Source organism: Niastella sp. OAS944, from assembly GCA_024809215.1.
Taxonomy (GTDB): domain Bacteria; phylum Bacteroidota; class Bacteroidia; order Chitinophagales; family Chitinophagaceae; genus Niastella.
In genome coordinates this window covers 2219919-2241316 of sequence record JANUBW010000001.1, presented here as the reverse complement: position 1 = coordinate 2241316, position 21398 = coordinate 2219919, and the positions used below count along the sequence as shown (strand labels likewise).

The following is a 21398-nucleotide window of genomic DNA, read 5'->3' as shown; positions in this document are numbered from 1 at the left end:
TATGAAAAGAAAATACTTTATACACTATATAACATTAGCGCTGCTGGTAACAGGCGCAGGCTGTAAAAAGTTCCTCGATGTAAATAAGAACGTAAACAACCCAACGCCAGCCTCGGTGAACCTTTCATTGGTGTTGAGTGGCGCCGAACGTAACATTTGCAATAATATAGCGCTGGGTTCTACCCTGGGCAATAACATGTCTTTATATGTACATCAGCTCACTGGCCGTATTGGGGCCGACAGGTATGGGGCCGGCGCTGCCAGTTGGAACGAACTTTATTCGGCTATTTCAAACCTGAATGTGATCATTAAACGTGCTCCTTCAGAAGACCGGTTTATATATGCGGGTATAGCTAAAATACTGAAAGCATACACGGTGAGCCTGCTGGTAGATATGTACGGCGATGTTCCTTTTTCAGAATACGACCGGTTTGATGAAGGTATTCGACAACCCAAATTCGATAAAGGATCAGAGATCTATCCCCAGCTTTTTAAATTGATCGATGAAGGTATTGCCGATATCAACAACCCGGCATTCAATCCGTCGAAACCAGGTACCGATGATTATATCTACAAAGGAAATACCGCCAACTGGATCAAAGCGGCCAATACCATTAAACTTAAACTGTATACGCAAACGCGATTGGTGCAGGATGTAAAGCAACAGGTAACCGCATTGCTGGCTGCACCCGCTTCGCTTATCAATAGCCAGAGTGAAAGTTTTATGATGCCTTATGGGCCAATAGGTAATACAGACGACAGGCATCCGGCTTATGGCGATTATACCGCAACACAACGGGGCGGGCAACTATTCAGTCCCTGGTTGTATGAAATAATGAAAGGAAGAAATCCAAATATCCTCACCGGTTTGGCCGATCCGAGAGTTCCATATTATGTCTATAATCAGAAATCGGCGCCCGGTGGTGCAAATCCTACACCTGAGAATTGTACGGAATTCCGCGATGGTGGTTTTGTTTCCATTTTGTTTGGAAGTAATGGCCCATGCCGCGATGGATCGAACAGTCAGACCTATTCCCTAATGGGCATTTATCCCGCAGGTGGCCGCTTTAACGACAGTGCCGCCAAAAGCGTCAACTCCCTTGGAACGCAAAATGCGGGAACAGGCGCAAGACCACATGAATTTATTACGTATGCCGACAGGCTATACCTGGAAGCCGAACTGATACATGCCGGACTGGCGCCCGGTGATGCAAGAGACGTGTTCAGCAAGGCGTTGGATGCCACCTTTGCGCATGTAGATAATGTGATCGTCAATTTTATAAAACCAGGGTCTGCGGGGGCCGCGCAAAATGTACCGCTGATTGCCACACTGCCTGCTACCAAAACTTATAAAGACGGCGTACTGGCAGCCTATGACGCGGGCGATAATGCAAAAAAGCTGGAGTATATAATGACCGAGAAATGGATCAATCGCATAGAGAACCCAATTGATAATTATACCGATTACCGGCGCACAAAATATCCCGTATTGTTTGCACCGGCGCCTGAGGGAATTGTAACCAGTGTGACAGGACCCGATGGAAAAGTAACTGCCGTATCGAACGACAGAAAGTATCCCTGGAGTTTGCCATTTAGTACTGTTGAAATTGGGTTGAACGCAAATGCACCACCGCAAAAAGTAGCGGAGAACTTTAAAGTATTTTGGCAACCATAATGTTCATTAACTATCAAACAACAAATCATGAAACGAATAATAAATATATTCACTGCTATTATTTTACTATCCGGCTGTTCCAAAGATGATGGGCCCATACCCGAAAGAGTAGGTATTGAAGATGTACCTGTGATAACCACAAACCTTGAAAGCGGGGCTACGGCCGCAACTATTACATTAAGTAACCAGGGGGCGTTTGAGGGAAAACTAAAAGTGGCTATGTACTTTGCCGATGCAAAGGCACCGGCAAAGATAGATGTGGTGGTGCGGAAGAATGGGTCGGCCAGCAATGTAAAATTATACAAAGCCGATGTGGCATCACTGCCATTCAGTTTTTCGATTAAAGCCACAGACCTGGAAACCTTGTTTGGAAAAGCGCTTGCTGTAGACGATACCTACGATTTTGGCCCGGATATTTATGTAGGTGATAAGAAGTATGAAGCATTTCCAATAACAGGTGCCGGCGCCGGGTCGGGCGTGCAGGGTATGTCGGTGATTGGGTTTGGCGAGTATGTGCGGTTTACGGTGAAGTAAAAGACCTGTAAGGTCCATCACAGTGGCTCGAACAATTATAACGTCGTATTGGACCTGACAGGTCGTTCCTGTGAATCCTGCGCCTATCAATCCGACCTGTCAGGAGCGCATTAACTTAACGATTAAGCGAGCTCAAATGGCGCACCTTACAGGTCATTAATATATATAAAGAGTCTCTTTTTAGAAGTTCAGTTCACCTGCCAGCCTTCTCCATTTGGAGGGGGCTGGTTTTTTACAACCATGTAATATCATCAGTAGAAATCAGATCAGCAGCATTGGGAATGGCTGGTTTGAAGAGGCTCACCATTTTATCAAATTGTTCTTTGGTTTCGTAACCATATGCATTTACTACATCCAAAGGCTTGTCGCCTCTGATATCTTTTTTATGCAGATCAGCACCATTTTTTAATAGGATCTTTATCATTTTCAAATGATGAGGATAGAAATCATCACGGTCGTTTTGGATCATGGCGTCGATGGCTGTGGCGCAAAGTTCATGTAAAAGTGTCCAGCCCCTACCGAGATCGATATTTACATCTGCGCCTGCATTTATAAATTTTTGTAACATGGCAGGATCATTCTCCAGGTAGGCATATTCTATTGGGTACATGAGAGCTTTCCATCTTCCAAAAAGCCCGGGTTCGTTTATTCTGGTCAGATCAGGAAGATTTGACATAGGGTTTTATTTTAAGAGTATTAGTACATCATAAATATAGTTTTTGTTTTGTGAACATCTTCTTAATACGCTGTTCTGTATTTTTCCAACAACAACTACTTTAAGTTACTCATTGCGCGCGGCGGTCAGCGCTTAACCTAACTGGTTTGGCGGTTGCCAATCCGCTCAACCCCGACCTTGGTTTTACGCCCGCCATCAACAATTTCAGTTTAAGTACCCTGCCGCAGTACCATCAGGTGTTTGCGGCGAGTACAAGTGGAAGTACAGTAGGCGATCCCCGGTGGACATATTGAAAGAGTTTTTAGAACCCTTACAATGGGCCGTTCATTTGTTGGAAGGCGGATGGATGGCTTTTGATTTGTTAAAAACTTGACTATAGTCAAACCGTGTTCGGATAGTACAAAGTGTTATTATAGTTGTTTTCATAGTATGGATTATTCAATAACCAAAAAAGAATCAAATGAAACAAGATTTAATTAAGGAGTTGTTTGAGAAATTTGAAGCTGCATGCTATGAAATTAACAACGTGGAATGTTGGAGTGCAAGGGAGTTACAACTACTGCTTGGATATAATAAGTGGGAGAATTTCGAAAAAGTGATAGGGAAAGCACGTGAAGCTTGTACAAATGCGGGTGAAAACCGGGATGATCACTTTCCTGACGTCAGGAAGGTGATCGAGGCAGGAAAGGGAGCGCAACAAATGATTGATGATGTGGCTCTTACCCGTTATGCATGTTATTTAGTTGCTCAAAACGGCGATAGCCGAAAGCAGGAAATTGCATTTGCGCAAACCTATTTTGCTGTACAAACCCGTAGAGCAGAACTTGTAGAGCAGCGTTTATTGGAATACGAACGAGTAAAGGCCAGGGAAAAGCTTAGCCAAACGGAGAAGCAGTTATCGGGTATATTGTACGAACGTGGGGTGGATGATAAAGGTTTTGCCGTTATACGTTCCAAAGGAGATCAGGCTTTGTTTAAGCTTTCAACAGTGCAATTAAAGGTCAAGCTCAGTATTCCTGATAACCGTCCATTAGCAGATTTTCTACCTACTATAAGCATAAAGGCCAAGGACCTGGCTGCTGAAATGACAGGGCTTAATGTGCAAACTAAAGACTTAAAAGGACAAAGCCCCATAGAATAGCATCTAATGTATAAGCGACTTAACCATCTGAAATTATCAGATGGTTTTTTCTTTGCATTCTTTCGCCACAGTTCAGCAGTGGCCTTTTTGTTTTATTAACTTGTAATTGTATTTTGGTCGCTGAAAGTAATTAAGACTTATGGCGCGTATTGAATTATTGGATAGAGCCTGGATGGAAAAGGTAGGTAAAGAAGACGAAATTTCGTTTATGCTTAATGGAGTGGCAATAGATGACAGTCGGGAAAAGCTGGAGTTAATTTTGAATCAGCAGCATATTAAGTATGAAATAACACAGCCGGTTTTGGAGGTAAATAAAGAGCAGTATACTTGTGAGGGGTTTAGGTTTAATGTAATAGTTGATTTGGTAGTTGGGTTTGGCATTAACAAGTTACAGGTAGAACGCGAGTATATAGAAAAATACCTGGGAACGCCTGATAGCGTAGAGCCAATAATAGAGTTAATTTGTTTAATGGATTGGGTTCAAACAATCGGTTACATTTGGTTGTACAAAGACCTGAATTTGCAGATCACCTTTGATTCACAACAAACGTTTGCGGAAACATTTCACTTCGGGTATAAATTATCATTTGAAGATGATTTTTAAACCAGGTATCCTCAACCCAGGCATTTTAATCTTTTATATAACCATCATAAACGATCAGTTCCTCAATATTGCGGTATACCGATTTGAATAATGAAAGAAGTGTATTAAACCCATCCCGATCGTAGGCATATTCATTGATGATGTCGAGTGGTTTTAGTCCGCGCTCGTCTGTGTTGTCAAGGCTGGCGCCGTGTTTCTTCAGCAGCTTCATTATTTTGATGATCTCGGGGTAAGGCGTATTGCGACTATCCTGGTTCATACCATCGATGGCGCTATCGAAACAGGTATGCAGGGGCGTCCAGCCACTACCGAGATCAATATTTGGGTTGGCGCCTGCCTCAAGGAATTTTTCAACCATCTCAACGTCGCGCTGGATAATGGCATAATCGAGGGGGTATATGGGCGATGTGTAAATACCCATTAAGTGCTTTTCGTTGATAGGTTGCGGAATCTTTATTTTTTTAGGCACCCTGATAAGTAATTAGATCATCAATGTTTCGAATGGCCGATCTGAACAAATTTACCACGGCAAGCCATTGTTGTTTGTTATCGTAATTGTAGGAGTTTATTATGTCGAGTGGTTTTTTGCCTTTGTCGTTTTTCTTATGAAGGTCGCCGCCGTTTTCAACAAGCAGCTGCATAATTTCCAGTAATTCGGGATAGAATTCGTTTCGTTGGTTTTGGATCATGCTATCGATGGCGTAGGCACACACTTTGTGCAGGAGCGTCCAGCCGCCGCCGATATCAATATTGGGATTGGCGCCGGCATCGAGGTATTTTTTCAGCATGGCAGCATTGTGCTCGAGCAGGGCAAATTCGAGGGGGTATATGGGCACCTGCCAGTTGCCAAACAGCTGGCGTTCGTTAATGTAGTAAGGGTCCGGAGCGTGAAGCATAGGGTAATTGGGATATTGGACCGTAAATATAGGGCGGAGATATTTGAATGTCAAGGGGTTTGGAGGAAATATTTGTTTTTTCCCGCCCCGGCAAAAAAAACTTCATCCCGTTGTCCATATTTCCGGGATGGCCACGACTCTATAGGTGTAATTCAAATTTTAATCGAAAGTAAATAACATGACACCAAAAGATTTCATAACAACCTGGTTTGCACATATAGACGGCAAAAAGTTCGACGGTCTTAAAAAGTTGATGGATAAGGAACATCAATTTAATAATCCCATGGCGCCGGCACCTTTAAATGCTGAGCAGCATTTGGGCATGATGCAAATGATGACGGCATCCTTTGAGGGCAAACATCATGTTGATAAGGTAATTACAGAAGGCGAATGGGTAACAGCCCGCGGCCGGTGGGCGGGTAAACACACCGGTGAATTCAATGGCATGGCAGCAACAGGTAAACAGGTTGAATTTTCGTGGTTAGATATGATGCACATTGTAAATGGAAAAGTAGTGGAAGAATATTTTGAAATGAATCCCATGTCGATCATGACGCAGATTGGCGCAGTGCCAGCTTAAAAGAAAGTATCTTTAAGTAAGGACCATTGATATAGGCTCATTTTAAAAACACTAATTATGGCTGAGTTCTTATACCTTTTCAGAGGCGTTGAGGATATGGTTTCCCAGGCATCGCCTACCGAAATGCAGCAACATATGAATAAATGGCGGGCGTGGATGGAGGAACTGGCCATCAAAGGGCATTTGCTGGGCGGGCAACCGCTCGATGTAACGGGCAGGGTGGTTTATGATAAAGGGGCAACGGTTACAAATGGTCCGTTTGCCGAAGGCCCTGAAATGATAAGTGGCTATCTTATTATAAATGCTGAAGATGTTGAGGCTGCTGTGGACCTGTCAAAAACCTGTCCGGTATTTGAAATGAACGGCAATATAGAAGTTCGGCCTATACAGAAAATGTAATCATCGAAAGTGCATGATGAAAAGTGATGAGATCACCGGTAATCTTTTTCGGGAAGAATCAGGCAGGTTGCTTGCTTCGGTAATTCACTTGTTGGGTGCAGTAAACCTCAATGTTGCTGAAGATATTGTACAGGATACCATGATGGCGGCGGTTAACCAATGGCGTTTTCAGTTACCTGAGAACCCCAGGGCATGGCTGTACCGGGTGGTTAAAAATAAGACCATCGATTTCATCAGGCAAAAGAAAAAGCTGGTTGAATTGTCGCCGCTTTTATTATCGGAATGGACAATAGGCAGTGAGGTGGAAAAATCGTTCTCAGATAAAGAAATAAAAGATAATCAGCTCAGGATGATGTTTGCATCCTGCCATCCTGAACTGGCAAAACCGGCACAGATCGCTTTTATATTGAAAACATTGTTTGGTTTAAGTGTAAAAGAGATCAGCCGGGTTTTTCTTTCCAACGAAGAAACCATTACAAAAAGATTGTACAGGGCCCGTGAAAAGTTCAGGCAATTAGGTAAAGAGGCTATCAACGTGCCGGCAGCAGATGAACTGCCGCATCGCCTGCAATCGGTATTAAAGTGCATTTACCTCATCTTTACCGAGTCGTATTTTTCGTTGAGCGATGAAAGTGTAATGCGCAAGGACCTTTGCAGCGAGGCCATATACTTGTGTGAGAACCTGGCGCTGCACCCGGTAACAGCATCTCCGCAGGTGTATGCATTGCTGGCCTTAATGTGTTTTCATGCTTCCCGGTTCGATGCCAGGATAAATGCGCAGGGCGAGATGCTCACTTTTGAAGAGCAGGACAGAAACCTTTGGAACAGTCAATTGATTCAAAAGGGGGCCGATTACCTGAATAGATCTATGGCCGGCGATCAGGTAACGGCCTATCATATTGAGGCCATGATTGCTGCCAATTACAGTTTATCTGCTTCAGCGGCCAGCATCGACTGGTTGGCCACGTTATGGTTGTATGATCAGTTATTATTGTTTAATGCATCTGCTGTTGTAAAAATAAACCGGGCATATGTATTGTCAAAAATAGAAGGGCCCACCGCAGCTATAAAATTTCTGCTTGCACAGGAAAATATGAATTCAAATCTTTTTTACCACATTATGCTGGGCGAATTGTATAAGCAGGATGGCCGGTTTGCATTAAGCAGGCAGCATTTTATGGATGCAGGTAAATTAGTGACGATTATTGAAGAATAAAGAAGAAGTGGTAAGTGATGGACCGTTTATGGAAGTAAAAGAAATGATAGGCGGTTATGTGATCATAAGCGCCAGTGATATAAATGAAGCTACTGAAATTGCCAGAACCTGTCCGTTGCTCGATCATTTTCAATTGGAGGTAAGAAAGCTGAAGGCGATGAATTAATTTGCTATACTGAAACTTTAATGAAAATTGGGGGTACTTGTATTATTTTGGGTTTAGTTCGTGATACTCCCTATTTTCATTCAATGAAACTTCAATACTGCAGCGACCTACATTTGGAGATGCCCGCCAATGCGGCGCATATGAAAAAGTACCCGCTGAAACCAAAGGGGGAGGTATTGATACTGGCTGGTGATATTCTTCCATTTACGCTGCAAAAAAAGGAAACGGAGTTTATTGACATTATAGCCGATCATTTTGAACAGGTGTATTGGGTGCCCGGTAATCATGAGTATTTTGGCGGCGATGCTGCAACGATAGCTAATCCATTGCTGGAGAAACTGCGCAGCAATATTTGGTTGGTAAATAACCAGGTGGTGGATTACAAAGGTGTCAATTTCATTTGTACCACACTGTGGAGCAAAATAGAGGTACTGCATGCACTGGATATACAAAGAAGCGTTACTGATTTTCGCAATATAGAATGGGAGGGAGGGCGATTTTCCACCCGCGAGTTCAATCAACTGCATAACCAGTCGATCGCTTTCCTGGAGAAAGCGTTTAAAGAAACAAGTACTGAAAATAGAATTGTGGTCACTCACCATGTGCCTACCAAACAAAACTATCCCAACAGGTATAAGAACAGTCCGGTCAATGGTGCCTTTGTTACCGAGTTGTTTGACCTGGTTCGCGATTCCGGTGCCAGGTATTGGATTTACGGGCACCATCATTACAACATTCCTTCATTTACCATCGGCAACACTACCATGCTGACTAACCAATTGGGTTATGTGCAACGCGGGGAGAACAATTGGTTTAACAGGGAGGCGGTGGTGGAGGTGTAACTGCAAACAGAGCATCGAGGTAGCCCCAATATAGGGCTAACATAGTCACAACGTAGGCAAACATAAGGGCAAACCTTGCCACAACATAACATACAAAACCCTAGGAATACCCTAGGAACAGGCTATTTATACCCTAAGTTTTAGTTGTGTAAAGGCAGTCTTTAGTCCACTTTCACGCCTTCTATGCCAGGCCGCAGTATCTTTTCTAATTGCCTATATCGATATAGAAACCTCGTGATCTTCTCAATCAACTTGGTTTGCCAGCTTCCTCAATGGCCAGGCTAAAATCTTTCTATAACGCTAAAGCAAAGGAAAAGCTGGGTTGAAGTCCATCTTTGTTCGCAAATTGTTCGTATTTTCTTCGAGACTGCACTGGGTCTTCATTGCAAATTTGCGAACAACTTACGAACAAGGTACGAAGCTGGTACGGTTCAGACACGAACATGATTTCAGTATAAGACAGCTGCTTTGGTTAGAATGGCAGATTGGCTTTAATTTTATTCGGGTTTTCTTCGGCGTTCTTCGGGTCGCTTCCAGTGAAAGTCAAACAAATCCCGAACAAATCCCGAAGAAAACACAAACGGTAACAAAAGGGTTGCCGAATAAATTGGAGTAAACTTCATCATGTCTGCATTACATTTGGTAATTCAATATTGCTGCATGAAGCTGGTAATGACCATAGTGACAATTATTCTTTCTTTACTTACAATATTCCTTGGATTTATATTCGTAAAAAGTTTAACGTATGCCTATAACTCAGAAGGAAGATACTTTGAAGAAGCATCAGCAACGGTTCACCATGAGCAGTCGGAACCTGTATATGGACTTTTATTTACTTGTTGCCTGATAGTAACTTTAGTGACTATTTACAAAACACGAAAAGCTTTTTACAAATGAGTGTATGGCGACAAAAGGCAATTGAGATTGCGCCAGAATTGAAAAAGGAGTTTGAGGATCCTGACTGATTCAGAGCCTGCATCGATGAAGTCGGGGATTGCCTATTAAAATTTAGCGTGCCTGAAAATAGTTATTAAGATGCAAGTAAGGCGTTTAATGTTTTCCGTTCTACGTTTTAGGTTAGCGAGCTTTAGGTTTCAGGTATTATTGCCGATTGTCGATTGCCGATTGCCGTTTTCAAATGCCGCCGGCGTATCGTTTTACGAGCACCTGGGTGACAATGAACTGGTGTTTAGTCAATTTACAACCTGGATAAAAAAGGATGTTTATTTTGATCACCGTGATCTATTAAGTGCAAGATTTGGCGCCGACAAAATGAAACAGCTTGACAAATACTATGGCTGGGCAGCCCCGAAACGAAAGTAACTTGCTGCGTCTGTTGCTCCCTGCTTGCTCCCCTTGTTTTATAAATACCTGATTTGCAATTTGGCTGAAATGGCTTGTTGCTCCCTTGTTGCTCTCCGGATGCCCTTAACAGGCCGTTTGTTGCTCCCCGCGTGCTCCTCAGGTGCTCCTATGTTGTTACCTGTTTGGGGTTGGCTAAAGGTTGCGGTTACCCCTGGGTGATCCTTTGTTGCCTCTGCAGGGCACTCAAACCTAATTACAACCTTACCGGAACCTTAGTTTAACCTCAATTAACCTGCCGCTCTCCTGATCTTGTTTTGGACTGATGGCATACTTCTCCCGTCTTTCTCCCGGGATTGTCGCAGGTTCTGTAAAACCTGGGAAATCCGGGAGAAGTGTGGGACAAGTCCAGGACGAGTCTGGGACGAGGTCGGGAACGGACTGCGAGAAAGGTATTGTGTTTTGTTTACGTAACGTGACTTGAAATCTTCGATCTTTCTTCGTTCTTCCTTCGTTCGAAGTTAACCTTTTCCCTACCTTTTTTCCGTTCCGGGACTACCCTTTTACTAGCTATTTGCTACCGTTTTCCCTATGACAGAGGGTAGTAAAAGGGTGGTAAAAAAGTAGTGTTTCACTGGGAAAAAGATTGTTTTGGGGTAGCAAAAGAGTAGCCGAAGAACGAACCTGGAACGAAGCGGCAGTAGTTTAAATGCGTACGCGCATTCATGTAAGCGATCTTGATCAATATCAAGTTCGTTTTTGAACAAAGGGCAAGGATTTTGATGTATTATGTGAGCTGCATTGAATGGATGTAGGCACCAGGATCGGTTTCTATAACGATATAGGTCCCCCAGGAAGACCGGAAAACCAATCTGTTAACAGGAAACCCTTGAACGGTTAATGAAAGCGTTCCCATAACGCTAAAGAATCTTTGACATGTTTGAGACATTTTAGAATGCTATTGCCTTTCTTCGGGACAGAGCAAAGGCATAGCTTATCTTAATTCGCGGTTCTTTGCAATTTGCGAAACAGATTAAGCACATTCTAGGAAGAGTCTAAATGGATTTCAAAGCATCTGCCTTGCCGTAGGCAGATCATTCCCCTCATATCTCAACATAAAAGCAAAACAGAGTTCAACAGTTTATTAAGCAACCTCAACAGGTTGTTGAAGCGATGTGTTTAATATGCATTGTGTCTGCGTGTCGGTATATAACCGATAGGCGGCCTCTACCGAGGCAAAGCACGTGGCTATACGCCATTAAGGCTTGCCAGGGAAGCCGTTAGGATACTTGTTATCATGGCCAACACCTGCCTCCAGGAAATCGGGATGAAAGAAGCCGGTAACAGCGCTTGAAAGATTGGTCAGTTGCCTGTTTTCCGAAGCACGTACAATTGCGTAACAAACGCCGTCAACTGTTCATAGAACTCATACAAGATCTCCCGCCCATTCTGAGTATTAATAACAGCAACCCGCAGCCAGTTGGGCAGCAGGTAATCGTTGAGGTCGCTCAGGGTAACCTGGTCGAACACCTCATTGATTACCGAGATTGGCTGCGAGGTTGCTTTTTCTATGAGGCGGGGTGGTTTGGAGAAACGAGAGGGCTTTTCTTCCCTAGTTTTAGGAGAGTTTATAGGTCTGGCTGGTGTTTCACTTGCTAACTTAGGTTGTTGGAGGTTTCCCTTACGCATTACCCAGGCTGCTTCTATGAGGGATTCGAGTTTTTCATAAAAGAAAATGTCGTTGTTGCGGGCGTGTGGGTCGTTGATTGATTCACGCGGGCTGGAAAGGACTTCTTTGAGCCATTGCCAAAGGATTGTGCGAGTGTCCTGGAGGTGGTAGGATTGGAAGAAGTCATCGAGGACTAATTCAGGGTTGGCGGTTTGATTTGGGGTGAGGCGAAGGGGTTGATTAAGCCAAAGAGGGTGATTATTTTGCGTTTTCATGACAAAAAAGTTTAATGATGAGAAAATACATACTTGATCAGTATCAATATTTTTGATCTGATATTCAATAAATTGAAAGTAAATGGTAAATTAGTGTGATGTTATCGTGCTTGTCTGTATAGCATTTCTGCAAATTTAGATGCAAAAACAGTTGCGCAGCAAAATAGTAGTTGTTATATTTGTCTGTATAGTGATTATGCGATATAATTTATCTGAAATAGCAGATGTGTTTACGGGACATACACTCCGCGAAAAAGTGGAGCATGACCCGCATGGTAAATTCACATTAATCCAATTGAAAGATCTCTCGATCACTCCAAGCGTAATCATAAAACATCCGCCCTTTAAAATCTCATCGCCGGACGTTCCCCAAAAGCAAATACTCCGACCAGGTGATATCTTACTGTTAACGAAGGGCAGTACTAATAAAGCGCTGTTATATGAACGGCAATACGAACCTGCCCTCGCAGTATCGGCGTTTACAATAATCCGTTTGCATAAAGGGCAGCTAGAGCCTGCGTTTTTAGCCTGGTATATTAATAGCACAGAAGCGCAGGAATATTTCAATATGCACCGAGCTGGTACTACTACGTTGAATCTATCAAAAAAAGCGATTGATGAATTAAGTGTGCCTGTTCCTACTTTGGAAAAACAGGCATTAATGATGAAATTGGTAAATCAATACGAGTTATATAAGGGCCTGGCCGCCGAATATGAAAATAATATCCGGCTGCTGGTAGAACATACATTACATAATCATCTTAACGAACAATAATAATGAGCCGTAAACCTACGCAAGACGAAATTAATGCCGCGTTATGGGCTGCCTGCGATTCCTTCCGGGGAACGCTAGATAGCAGCGATTATAAAAATTATATCCTCAATTTCATGTTCCTGAAATACCTGAGTGATGTATGGAAGGATAAATACGAGGAATATAAAAAACAAATTGGTGATAATGATGAGCTGATCCGCAGAAAAATGAATCGCGAACGGTTTGTATTGCCGGATAATTGCACGTTCGATTACATTGTTGAAAATAAACATGATGCTGATCTGGGTACTTTGATCAATAAGATTACCGAGAAAATTGAAGACGAGAACAAGAGTAAGATGGAAGGTGTTTTTAAAGACATCGACTTCAATTCTGACCGGTTGGGTAATACAAAAGATCGTAATCGCAGGTTAAAGAACCTAATTGAAGATTTCGATAAACCACAGCTTAATTTTCGTCCCTCTGTAATTGGCAGTGAAGATATTATAGGTAATGCCTACATGTACCTGATTGAGCGTTTTGCCAGCGGCGCTGGTAAAAAAGGTGGTGAGTTTTTTACTCCGCATGAAATAAGCTTGTTACTAGCAAAGCTTATGATGCCGAAGGCGGGTGATCGTATTTGTGACCCTACCTGTGGTTCAGGTTCATTGTTGATAACGGTAGCAGAGGAAGTGCCGTTTAAACCAGGTACACATTTAAGGGATTGTAGTTTATATGGTCAGGATAGTAATGGCAGCACCTGGGCGCTGGCAAAGATGAACATGTTTTTGCATGGAATGGATGCTGCACATATTGAGTGGGGCGATACTATTAATCAACCCTTGTTAATAGAAGGCGATCACCTGATGAAATTTGATATAGTAGTCGCTAATCCACCTTTCTCGTTAGATAAATGGGGAGCGGAACGTGCAGCACATGATACCTATAAGCGCTTTTTACGCGGTGTGCCGCCAAAAACAAAAGGAGACTACGCATTTGTGCTGCACATGATTGATACAGCTGTGGAAGGAACAGGTAAAGTGGGGGTTATTGTACCGCATGGGGTATTATTCCGGGGTAGCAGTGAAAGGCAGATAAGGGAAAGTCTGGTGCGGGATAACCTGCTGGAAGCGGTGATCGGTTTGCCCTCTAACCTGTTTTTTGGTACCGGTATTCCGGCTGCCATTCTTCTTTTTAATAAAGGAAAGAAAACAACGGATGTTTTATTTATAGATGCCAGCAAGGAATTTGAAAGTGGTAAAAAACAAAATGCCATACGCGAGCAGCATATCAGCCGTATAGTAGATACCTACAAAGAGTATTTGAAAGGTGAGGGTGAAGTAGAAAAGTATGCTCATCGTGCTAGTTTCGAAGAAATAGAAAAGAATGAGTTTAACCTGAATATTCCTCGCTATGTAGATACGTTTGAAAAGGAAGAGGAAATTGATATTCCTGCGGTTCAAAAGCGAATTGAGGAATTGGATGAAGAGCTGGTGAAAGTGAAAGCGGAGATGAATAAATATCTGAAGGAGTTAGGGTATAAATGAGTTGAATAAATAATGTTTTCCTGATGTCAGGAAAACGTTATTACTAATAAAGTATTTGCCTAAACAGTATGCCATGAACAACAGTGAATTTTTAATTTACCAAACACCAAACGGCAACACAAAGGTTGATGTACGGGTTGAGGATGAAACGGTATGGCTCAGTCAGCAACAGATGGCTGATTTGTTTCAAACCACTAAGCAAAACATTAGCTTACATATTAAAAATATTTTTAGTGAGGGCGAGTTGCAGGAAGATTCAGTTGTCAAGGAATACTTGACAACTGCTGCTGACGGCAAAAAATACAAAACGCTTCATTATAACCTGGATGTCATAATATCAATCGGTTACCGGGTAAAATCACATGTAGGCACACATTTCCGTATTTGGGCTACCCAGCGATTAAAAGAGTATATTATTAAAGGTTTCGTGCTCGACGATGAACGGCTAAAACAAGCCCGGAATAATTACTTCGACGAACTTCTTGCCCGAATCAGGGATATTAGAAGTAGTGAACGAGTGTTTTACCGGAAGGTGTGCGACATATTTGCAACGAGTGTCGATTACGATCACGCTACTCAACAAGCAAAAGACTTTTTTGCGACGGTGCAAAATAAGTTTCACTGGGCTATACATGCTCATACGGCAGCAGAATTGATAAGAGAAAGGGCAGATGCGGGTCAGCCTAATATGGGACTAACTAACTGGCCGGGTGAACAAATTAAGAAAGAGGATGTAACAGTTGCCAAAAATTACCTCACGACTAACGAGCTGGATCAATTAAATCGAATTGTTAACCAGTACCTGGAGTTTGCGGAATTACAGGCCATGAACCGAAAATCCATGCATATGGCTGATTGGCAAATAAAGTTGCATGGGTTTTTAACATTGAACGATCGGGAAATATTGGAGCACAAAGGAACAGTAAGCCATGCCCAGGCTGAGAAACATGCATTGGAACAATACAGGCAATATCAGAAAATGATTGCTGATAATACGGTTGATGAATTGGATAAAGCGATAAAAAAATTGCCTAAGCCAAATAAAAAATAAATATGAAAGGATATAAACATACAGAGTTGGGATGGATTCCGGAGGATTGGGGTGTTAAAAAATTGAAAGAAATCATTTTATTGAAGAGCGGCTTTGCTTTTGAAAGTGAGTTTTTTTCTAATGAAGGCCCAATCGTGTTGACTCCTGGGAATTTCAATTTGACGGGCGGTCTTTATTTTAATGAAGGTAACATTAAAAGATATTCGGGAAATTACTCAGATGGTTTAATATTAGAAAATGGGAGTTTAGTTATAGTTATGACCGACTTAACAAAGGAGTGTAATTTATTAGGCAAACCTGCTATTGTTAATCATCATGAAAGTATTCTCCATAATCAACGGATTGGAAAAGTACTTATTAATAGTTCTGTGAGTAAAGGGTTTCTGTATAATTTTTTTTTATCAGATTTTTATTTAAAATCGATCAAGAACACTGCAACTGGTACAACTGTAAGGCACACTTCGAATGATAGTATTTTAAACATTTATATTTCTATACCATCTCTGTCAGAGCAAAATCAAATCGAAAATATATTATCGACTTGGGACAAATCCATCGAAACCCTCACTCAACTTATAGCTGCCAAACAACAACTCAAAAAAGGCTTAATGCAGCAACTGCTTACCGGTAAAAAAAGATTGCCGGGGTTTAATGGAAATTGGAAAAGAATAAAGCTTGGATCGGTATTTCAGAAAATCATAGGCGGTGGTACGCCTTCAAGGGATAGGCCTGAATATTGGAATGGATCAATCTACTGGGCAACTGTAAAGGATTTATCGAATTTCGACGCTTCGAAAACTCAAGAAACTATAACTGAGCTAGGACTGAAAAGCAGCGCTTCAAATTTAATTCCTAAAGGAACATTGATTACCTCAACACGCATGGCAGTTGGCAAATCCGTAATTTTTAATGTAGATGTTGCAATTAACCAGGATTTGAAAGCATTGATTCCTCATGAGGATTTTGATACAAAATTTCTATATTACTCATTTCAAAATAATTTTTCTGAAATAGAAAGGTTAGGAAATGGCAGTACAGTAAAGGGTATTGTATTGGAAGATTTTAAAAATATTCTTATTTCAGTCTCTCCAAACATAACGGAACAAAAAGAGATTGCAAATTTCTTTCTATTAATTGATAAGGAAATCGAAGGGCTTAAAACTCAACTAGAGTTTTTAAAACACCAAAAACAAGGCCTTATGCAACAACTCCTAACCGGTAAAAAAAGAGTAAAGTTGTAAGCATTATATTGATATCAACAAAGCGATAGGGAAAAATAAGATCAAAATGGTGAAGGCGACGTAGTGGTTATTTTCGATACTTCAACACATACCTACAATTTACATTTATGAGCTATGCTGAGTTAAACGATTCTCAATCGCCCGCCCTATTGCTGTTGCGAAAATTGGGCTGGCAGTATATCTCCAAAGAAGAAGCGCTAAAACAACGGGGTAAAATCAAGGGTAACGTCATCCTGGAGGTTATACTGGAGCAGCAACTGAAAGCATTAAATTCCTTTACGTATAAAAACAACCAGTATAAATTTTCTGATGGCAATATTCATGCGGCCATACATGCTATAAAGAATGTACCCGATGAAGGGCTGGTACGTACCAGTGAAAAAGTATATGACCTGCTCACCCTTGGTAAAAGTTTTGAAGAAACCATTCAAGGCGATCGTAAAAGCTTTACCATAAAGTATATTGATTGGGAAAATCCAAAGAACAATGTATATCATATAGCCGATGAGTTTGTTGTGGAGGGTATTAATGAAACTCGCAGGCCCGACCTGGTTTTGTTTATCAATGGTATCCCTTTCGCTGTAATCGAGAATAAAAGAAGAGATAATAACCATTCTATTGACGAAGCTATTTCCCAGCATCAGAGAAATCAGAGTAAGGACAGTGGTATACCCAAGCTGTATCACTATGCTCAATTATTATTGGCTGTTCATCCTAATGAAGTGAAATATGCTACTATTAACACCCATCCAAAATTCTGGTCAATATGGGAAGAACAAACTGATGTAGAAGGCAAAGTGCAATCCATCATAAACAAACCGGTGCCGGGAACAAAGGAAGGTGTGGAAGACAGGTTGCCTACTATACAAGACAGAATACTTTATTGTCTTTGTCGTAAAGATCGTTTGATTGAACTGGCATACAAGTTCATTATTTATGATGGAAATATAAAAAAGATATGCCGTTACCAGCAATACTTTACTGTTATGAATGCCTTGCAAAGGATAAAAGAGTTTAATTCAGATGGTCAACGCAAAGGCGGTGTGGTATGGCATACGCAGGGAAGTGGCAAAAGTTTAACGATGGTAATGCTGGGCAAATGCTTGTCGCTTGAAAAGGATATTAAAAATGCAAGAGTTATCATCGTTACCGACCGTATTGACCTGGATAATCAAATTACCAAGACTTTTACGGCTTGTCAAAAGCATCCTGTACAGGCAAAAAGCGGTGCCCATTTGGCAGAACTTATCAATGATAATGGAATTGAGGTTATAACTACCATAATTGATAAATTCGATGCCGCTTTAAGCCGGCGCGACATAGTAAATGAGTCAGCTAATATTTTTGTACTGGTCGATGAAAGCCATCGCAGCCAGTACGGTAGCATGCATGCTAAAATGAGGAAGGTATTGCCTAAGGCATGCTATATTGGCTTTACCGGAACACCGCTTATGCATAACCAAAAATCAACAGCTAAGAAGTTCGGCGGTTTCATTCTTCCTAATTACCCCATCGAAAAAGCTGTCCGCGATAAAGCTGTTGTGCCGCTCTTATATGAAGGCAGGTCTGCCAAATTATCGGTCAATAGAAGCGCAATAGATAAAGAATTCTCCCGGGTTAGTGAACCGCTGCCTGTGTATCAAACCAGGGAACTTCAAAAGAAATTTGCGTCTATAACGCAGATTTACAAAAGTCAGCAGGTAGTGGAAGAAATCGCTTACGATATCTGCAAACATTATTGTGAAAACTGGAGGGGCAAAGGGTTTAAGGCTATGCTGGCAGTACCACTTCGTGAAACAGCTATCAAGTACCTGCGGTGTTTTGAGAATCAGATCAACCCAAAATTGCAAGTGAATGCCCGCGTGATCATTTCAGCGCCCGATACCAGGGAAGGCAATGAGGAGGTGGATGAAGAACCCACTACAGAAGTTCAGAAATGGTGGGATAAAACGTCAAAGGAATATCCCGGCGGCATGGATGGATATGAACGGAAAACAATTGAAGCGTTCAAACAAGAGAGTGAAGATGTAGAGTTGTTGATTGTTGTAGGGAAATTATTGACAGGCTTTGATGCGCCTAATTGCACCATTTTATATCTAGCCAAGCCGCTCGCTGAGCACAATTTATTGCAAGCCATTGCGCGGGTGAACCGTTTATACGAAGGAAAAGACTTTGGGTATATAATAGATTATATCGGTATTTTGGGGGAACTGGATGAGGCCCTGACCCATTATGCAGCCTTGAGTGAGTTTGATGAAGATGATTTAGAAGGCAGCTTAATTAGTGTTGCGGAGGAAATAAAGAAGTTGCCCCAACGACATGCCGATTTGCTGGATGTTTTTAAACAAGTCAAAAAGAAAGATGACAAAGAAGCATTAGAGCGGTTTCTGGCGCCAAAGGATAAACGTGATCTGTTTCGCGAAAAGTTAACCGCATTTGCCCGCAACCTCCAAACAGCTTTAGCAGCCAGCGACGAATTGGATAAGATATTTCCGAGTGATAAGGTGGCGTTTTTTGTGAATGAGTTTAAATTTTACAATTCTTTACGCCTTTCTGTACAGCACCGATATGCCGAGAAAATCGATTTCAGGGAGTATGAAAAACGTATTCAAAAGCTACTTGATACGCATGTAAGTGCAGAGGGTATGGATCAGATAACGGAACCTGTTAACATTTTCAATGAAGAGTCGTTTAAAAAAGAAGTGGAGCGTGTAACAGGATCCATTGCCTCAAAAGCAGATGCAATTGCTTATGCAACAAAAAAGGTAACCACCGAAAAAATGGAAGAAGACCCGGTGTATTACAAACGGTTTTCTGATATGATTGACAAAGTTATCCAGGCTTTTATGCAAAAGCGAATCAATGAATCTCAGTATTTGGCTAAACAGATACAAATAAGGGATGAAATGCTTAAGGGTAGCCCGGATGGAGTGCCTGCAGAAGTACAGGGCAAACCGGAGGCGCGCGCATTTTATGGTATTCTTCGTGAAGATATAGAGGGGGCAGGTTTTAAGATAAGCCCAGTGCTGAACAAATCTCTGGCCCAGGCCGGTGTAAGCATAGCAGAGATTATTTCATCGTTATTGATCAGGGACTGGCACCGCAACGATGATGTAAAAAAGAAAATGATGAATGATATGGAAGACTACCTGCTTCGTGAATCGGCTAGGTGGGGTATAAAAATGGATTATGATTTGTTAGATAAAATACTTGAAAGATGTATAGGTGTAGCTAAAAAAGTGTATTAATGAAGAGAAGCGAAGGATTATATATAGAATATGGTACCACCCGCATTCCTTTTATACTGGAGTATAAAAATAAGAAAACATTAAGTATTGCAGTAACTCCCGATAAGCAGGTAACTATAACCGCCCCATACGAATCGTCGTTGGAGAAAGTATTGGAAAAAGTAGGCAAAAGAGCAGGATGGATCAGCAAGCAAATTCGACAGTTTGAATCGTATGAAGCAACTTTATTACATCGAAAGATCGAGTATGTAAGTGGTGAAACGTTTCATTACATGGGCAGGAAATATCGATTGAAAGTTTTAGAAGGGTTAGGTGAAGAGATAATTAAGGATGGTAGATATATAAAAGCTATTGTAAAAAACAAATCCAATCAGAAAAACATTGCCAGTTTAATAATAAATTGGTACAGGCTGGAAGCGAAAAAGATATTTCAGGAGCGATTCGAACGGTATAGTTATATTCTGAAAAGAGAAAAGATTGCTGTTAATCAGTTAATGATCCGTCGGTTGGAAAAGCGCTGGGGTAGTTGTACTGAAGCTGGGAATATAATATTAAACCTGTCTCTTATACAAGCGCCGATTCAGTGTATAGATTATGTATTGGTGCATGAAATTTGTCATTTAAAATACCTTCATCATGGGCCTAAGTTTTACAATATGCTAGGGCGTTATATAGAGGATTGGGAAAAGAGAAAAAACCGGTTACATATCGTTAGGATACTCGAATAATTTGCGTATTTTGATGTTTAGTAGTTTGAAATGACAATCCTATGTATTGGTTATTTAATAATGACATATTTAATCTGCGAGGAGAAGAGGTACAAGCCTCGTGGGACCAAAAACAAGATTTTAAAGGGCAGGTGGGCGATGAAGTTATATTTTATGAATTTAACTCTCGAAGGAGGTTATTTACCCACCTTTATAAAATATCTCGAATTAGCCAGCGAAAAAATGCGGGTATCTTCGAGTATCATTTTATTTCAATTACACTTCAAATTATTAGAAGCTTTGGAGAAGAGAAAGAGGTTGAAGATTATGTTTTTAGTTTCCCAAGAATCAAAAATTTTGGAAGCCGTTTGTATAAATTTTTTAATAAAAGGTATTATAAATTAACGGAGTTGGAGTTTCTTGCCATAGTAGAGGATCAAATATTTTTATCGAGAACAATAATGGGAACAGCGTTAAACGCTATGCATCTCGACCATCGAAAAGCTTTTAGTCAGCTTCTGGTTGAAAGAGATCCCGATATATTGCAGAACAGATATACTCATGGAGAAGTTTTAAGCCTGTTAAACGAATATTTTCAGTACGCAATTATAACGCCTGCTAAACAATTAGCTGAAGCGTATGCCCAAATGCAAACATTCGTTGAAAACAGAGATGTACTTGAATCAATGGCTTTTTATAATACTACTAATTTGAGAAGCCGTCAGGATAGCATTTTTTCTCAGGTAAGAGTGATTAATGAATATTTAGAACAAGTAAATATTTCAATTCCAGAAGATAGGCATACGGATTTCAATGAATCGAAATTTGAAACCTTATTTAAAAATAAACCATTGCCAATAGACTTAAATGATTAA

21 protein-coding genes are annotated in these 21398 nt (G+C 41.2%); 17 read left to right on the top strand and 4 right to left on the bottom strand.

All coding sequences use genetic code 11. The features are described from left to right. Window position 1: 1 nt before the first annotated feature. On the top strand, window positions 2-1675 hold the full coding sequence (locus GGD38_RS08645) for a SusD/RagB family nutrient-binding outer membrane lipoprotein (protein ID WP_375298403.1): 1674 nt from the start codon (window positions 2-4) through the stop codon (window positions 1673-1675). 27 nt (window positions 1676-1702) lie between these two features. Continuing rightward, window positions 1703-2209 (top strand): lipoprotein, encoded by a 507-nt coding sequence (locus tag GGD38_RS08640; RefSeq protein ID WP_375303790.1) that lies wholly within the window; start codon window positions 1703-1705, stop codon window positions 2207-2209. Between the two features lie 232 nt (window positions 2210-2441). Here the strand turns inward: GGD38_RS08640 and GGD38_RS08635 are convergent, their stop codons facing one another. Continuing rightward, window positions 2442-2885, bottom strand: coding sequence for a hypothetical protein (locus GGD38_RS08635; RefSeq protein ID WP_375298406.1), 444 nt, complete (start codon window positions 2883-2885; stop codon window positions 2442-2444). A gap of 146 nt (window positions 2886-3031) precedes the next feature. On the opposite strand from GGD38_RS08635, the gene GGD38_RS08630 reads away from it, so the two are divergent. The 3 genes from GGD38_RS08630 (at window position 3032) to GGD38_RS08620 (ending at window position 4630) form a co-directional block, all read left to right on the top strand. Next, window positions 3032-3178 carry a hypothetical protein gene (locus GGD38_RS08630; RefSeq protein WP_375298407.1) on the top strand — a complete coding sequence of 49 codons (147 nt, stop codon included), beginning with the start codon at window positions 3032-3034 and terminating at the stop codon, window positions 3176-3178. A gap of 167 nt (window positions 3179-3345) precedes the next feature. Continuing rightward, window positions 3346-4026, top strand: a complete 681-nt coding sequence (gene dinD / locus GGD38_RS08625) for a DNA damage-inducible protein D (RefSeq protein ID WP_375298408.1) — start codon at window positions 3346-3348, stop codon at window positions 4024-4026. Between the two features lie 139 nt (window positions 4027-4165). After that, entirely contained in the window at window positions 4166-4630 is a 465-nt protein-coding gene (locus GGD38_RS08620) for a hypothetical protein (protein WP_375298409.1), read from the top strand. A gap of 25 nt (window positions 4631-4655) precedes the next feature. Here GGD38_RS08620 and GGD38_RS08615 read toward each other — a convergent pair whose 3' ends face one another. Next, entirely contained in the window at window positions 4656-5051 is a 396-nt protein-coding gene (locus GGD38_RS08615; RefSeq protein ID WP_375298410.1) for a hypothetical protein, read from the bottom strand. 40 nt (window positions 5052-5091) lie between these two features. Continuing rightward, the gene (locus GGD38_RS08610) at window positions 5092-5526 is read right to left on the bottom strand and encodes a hypothetical protein (RefSeq protein ID WP_375298411.1); all 435 of its coding nucleotides are present in this window, start codon (window positions 5524-5526) and stop codon (window positions 5092-5094) included. A 178-nt stretch (window positions 5527-5704) separates the two neighbouring features. Here GGD38_RS08610 and GGD38_RS08605 point away from each other — a divergent pair, with 178 nt between their 5' ends. The 5 genes from GGD38_RS08605 (at window position 5705) to GGD38_RS08585 (ending at window position 8729) form a co-directional block, all read left to right on the top strand. After that, window positions 5705-6106, top strand: coding sequence for an ester cyclase (locus GGD38_RS08605; protein WP_375298412.1), 402 nt, complete (start codon window positions 5705-5707; stop codon window positions 6104-6106). 57 nt (window positions 6107-6163) lie between these two features. Beyond that, the gene (locus tag GGD38_RS08600; protein WP_375298413.1) at window positions 6164-6505 is read left to right on the top strand and encodes a YciI family protein; all 342 of its coding nucleotides are present in this window, start codon (window positions 6164-6166) and stop codon (window positions 6503-6505) included. Window positions 6506-6518: 13 nt separating this feature from the next. Then, complete coding sequence (locus GGD38_RS08595) at window positions 6519-7721, top strand: RNA polymerase sigma factor (RefSeq protein WP_375298414.1); 1203 nt, start codon at window positions 6519-6521, stop codon at window positions 7719-7721. Beyond that, on the top strand, window positions 7711-7887 hold the full coding sequence (locus GGD38_RS08590; RefSeq protein ID WP_375298415.1) for a YciI family protein: 177 nt from the start codon (window positions 7711-7713) through the stop codon (window positions 7885-7887). Before GGD38_RS08595 ends, GGD38_RS08590 begins: the two co-directional genes overlap by 11 nt. 83 nt (window positions 7888-7970) lie before the next feature. After that, entirely contained in the window at window positions 7971-8729 is a 759-nt protein-coding gene (locus GGD38_RS08585; protein ID WP_375298416.1) for a metallophosphoesterase, read from the top strand. A 2664-nt stretch (window positions 8730-11393) separates the two neighbouring features. On the opposite strand, the gene GGD38_RS08580 is transcribed toward GGD38_RS08585, so the two are convergent. Beyond that, complete coding sequence (locus GGD38_RS08580; protein ID WP_375298417.1) at window positions 11394-11975, bottom strand: hypothetical protein; 582 nt, start codon at window positions 11973-11975, stop codon at window positions 11394-11396. 139 nt (window positions 11976-12114) lie between these two features. On the opposite strand from GGD38_RS08580, the gene GGD38_RS08575 reads away from it, so the two are divergent. The 7 genes from GGD38_RS08575 (at window position 12115) to GGD38_RS08545 (ending at window position 21398) form a co-directional block, all read left to right on the top strand. Then, a complete protein-coding gene (locus GGD38_RS08575) occupies window positions 12115-12750 on the top strand; it encodes a restriction endonuclease subunit S (protein ID WP_375298418.1) in 636 nt (211 codons plus the stop codon). A 2-nt stretch (window positions 12751-12752) separates the two neighbouring features. Beyond that, complete coding sequence (locus GGD38_RS08570; RefSeq protein WP_375298419.1) at window positions 12753-14276, top strand: type I restriction-modification system subunit M; 1524 nt, start codon at window positions 12753-12755, stop codon at window positions 14274-14276. Window positions 14277-14349: 73 nt separating this feature from the next. After that, window positions 14350-15327, top strand: a complete 978-nt coding sequence (locus GGD38_RS08565) for a virulence RhuM family protein (protein WP_375298420.1) — start codon at window positions 14350-14352, stop codon at window positions 15325-15327. 2 nt (window positions 15328-15329) lie between these two features. Beyond that, entirely contained in the window at window positions 15330-16568 is a 1239-nt protein-coding gene (locus GGD38_RS08560; RefSeq protein WP_375298421.1) for a restriction endonuclease subunit S, read from the top strand. 107 nt (window positions 16569-16675) lie between these two features. Further along, entirely contained in the window at window positions 16676-19816 is a 3141-nt protein-coding gene (locus GGD38_RS08555) for a type I restriction endonuclease subunit R (RefSeq protein ID WP_375298422.1), read from the top strand. Beyond that, window positions 19816-20544, top strand: a complete 729-nt coding sequence (locus GGD38_RS08550) for a M48 family metallopeptidase (RefSeq protein WP_375298423.1) — start codon at window positions 19816-19818, stop codon at window positions 20542-20544. The genes GGD38_RS08555 and GGD38_RS08550 overlap by 1 nt, the downstream gene beginning before the upstream one ends. Before the next feature lie 41 nt (window positions 20545-20585). Further along, complete coding sequence (locus GGD38_RS08545; RefSeq protein ID WP_375298424.1) at window positions 20586-21398, top strand: hypothetical protein; 813 nt, start codon at window positions 20586-20588, stop codon at window positions 21396-21398.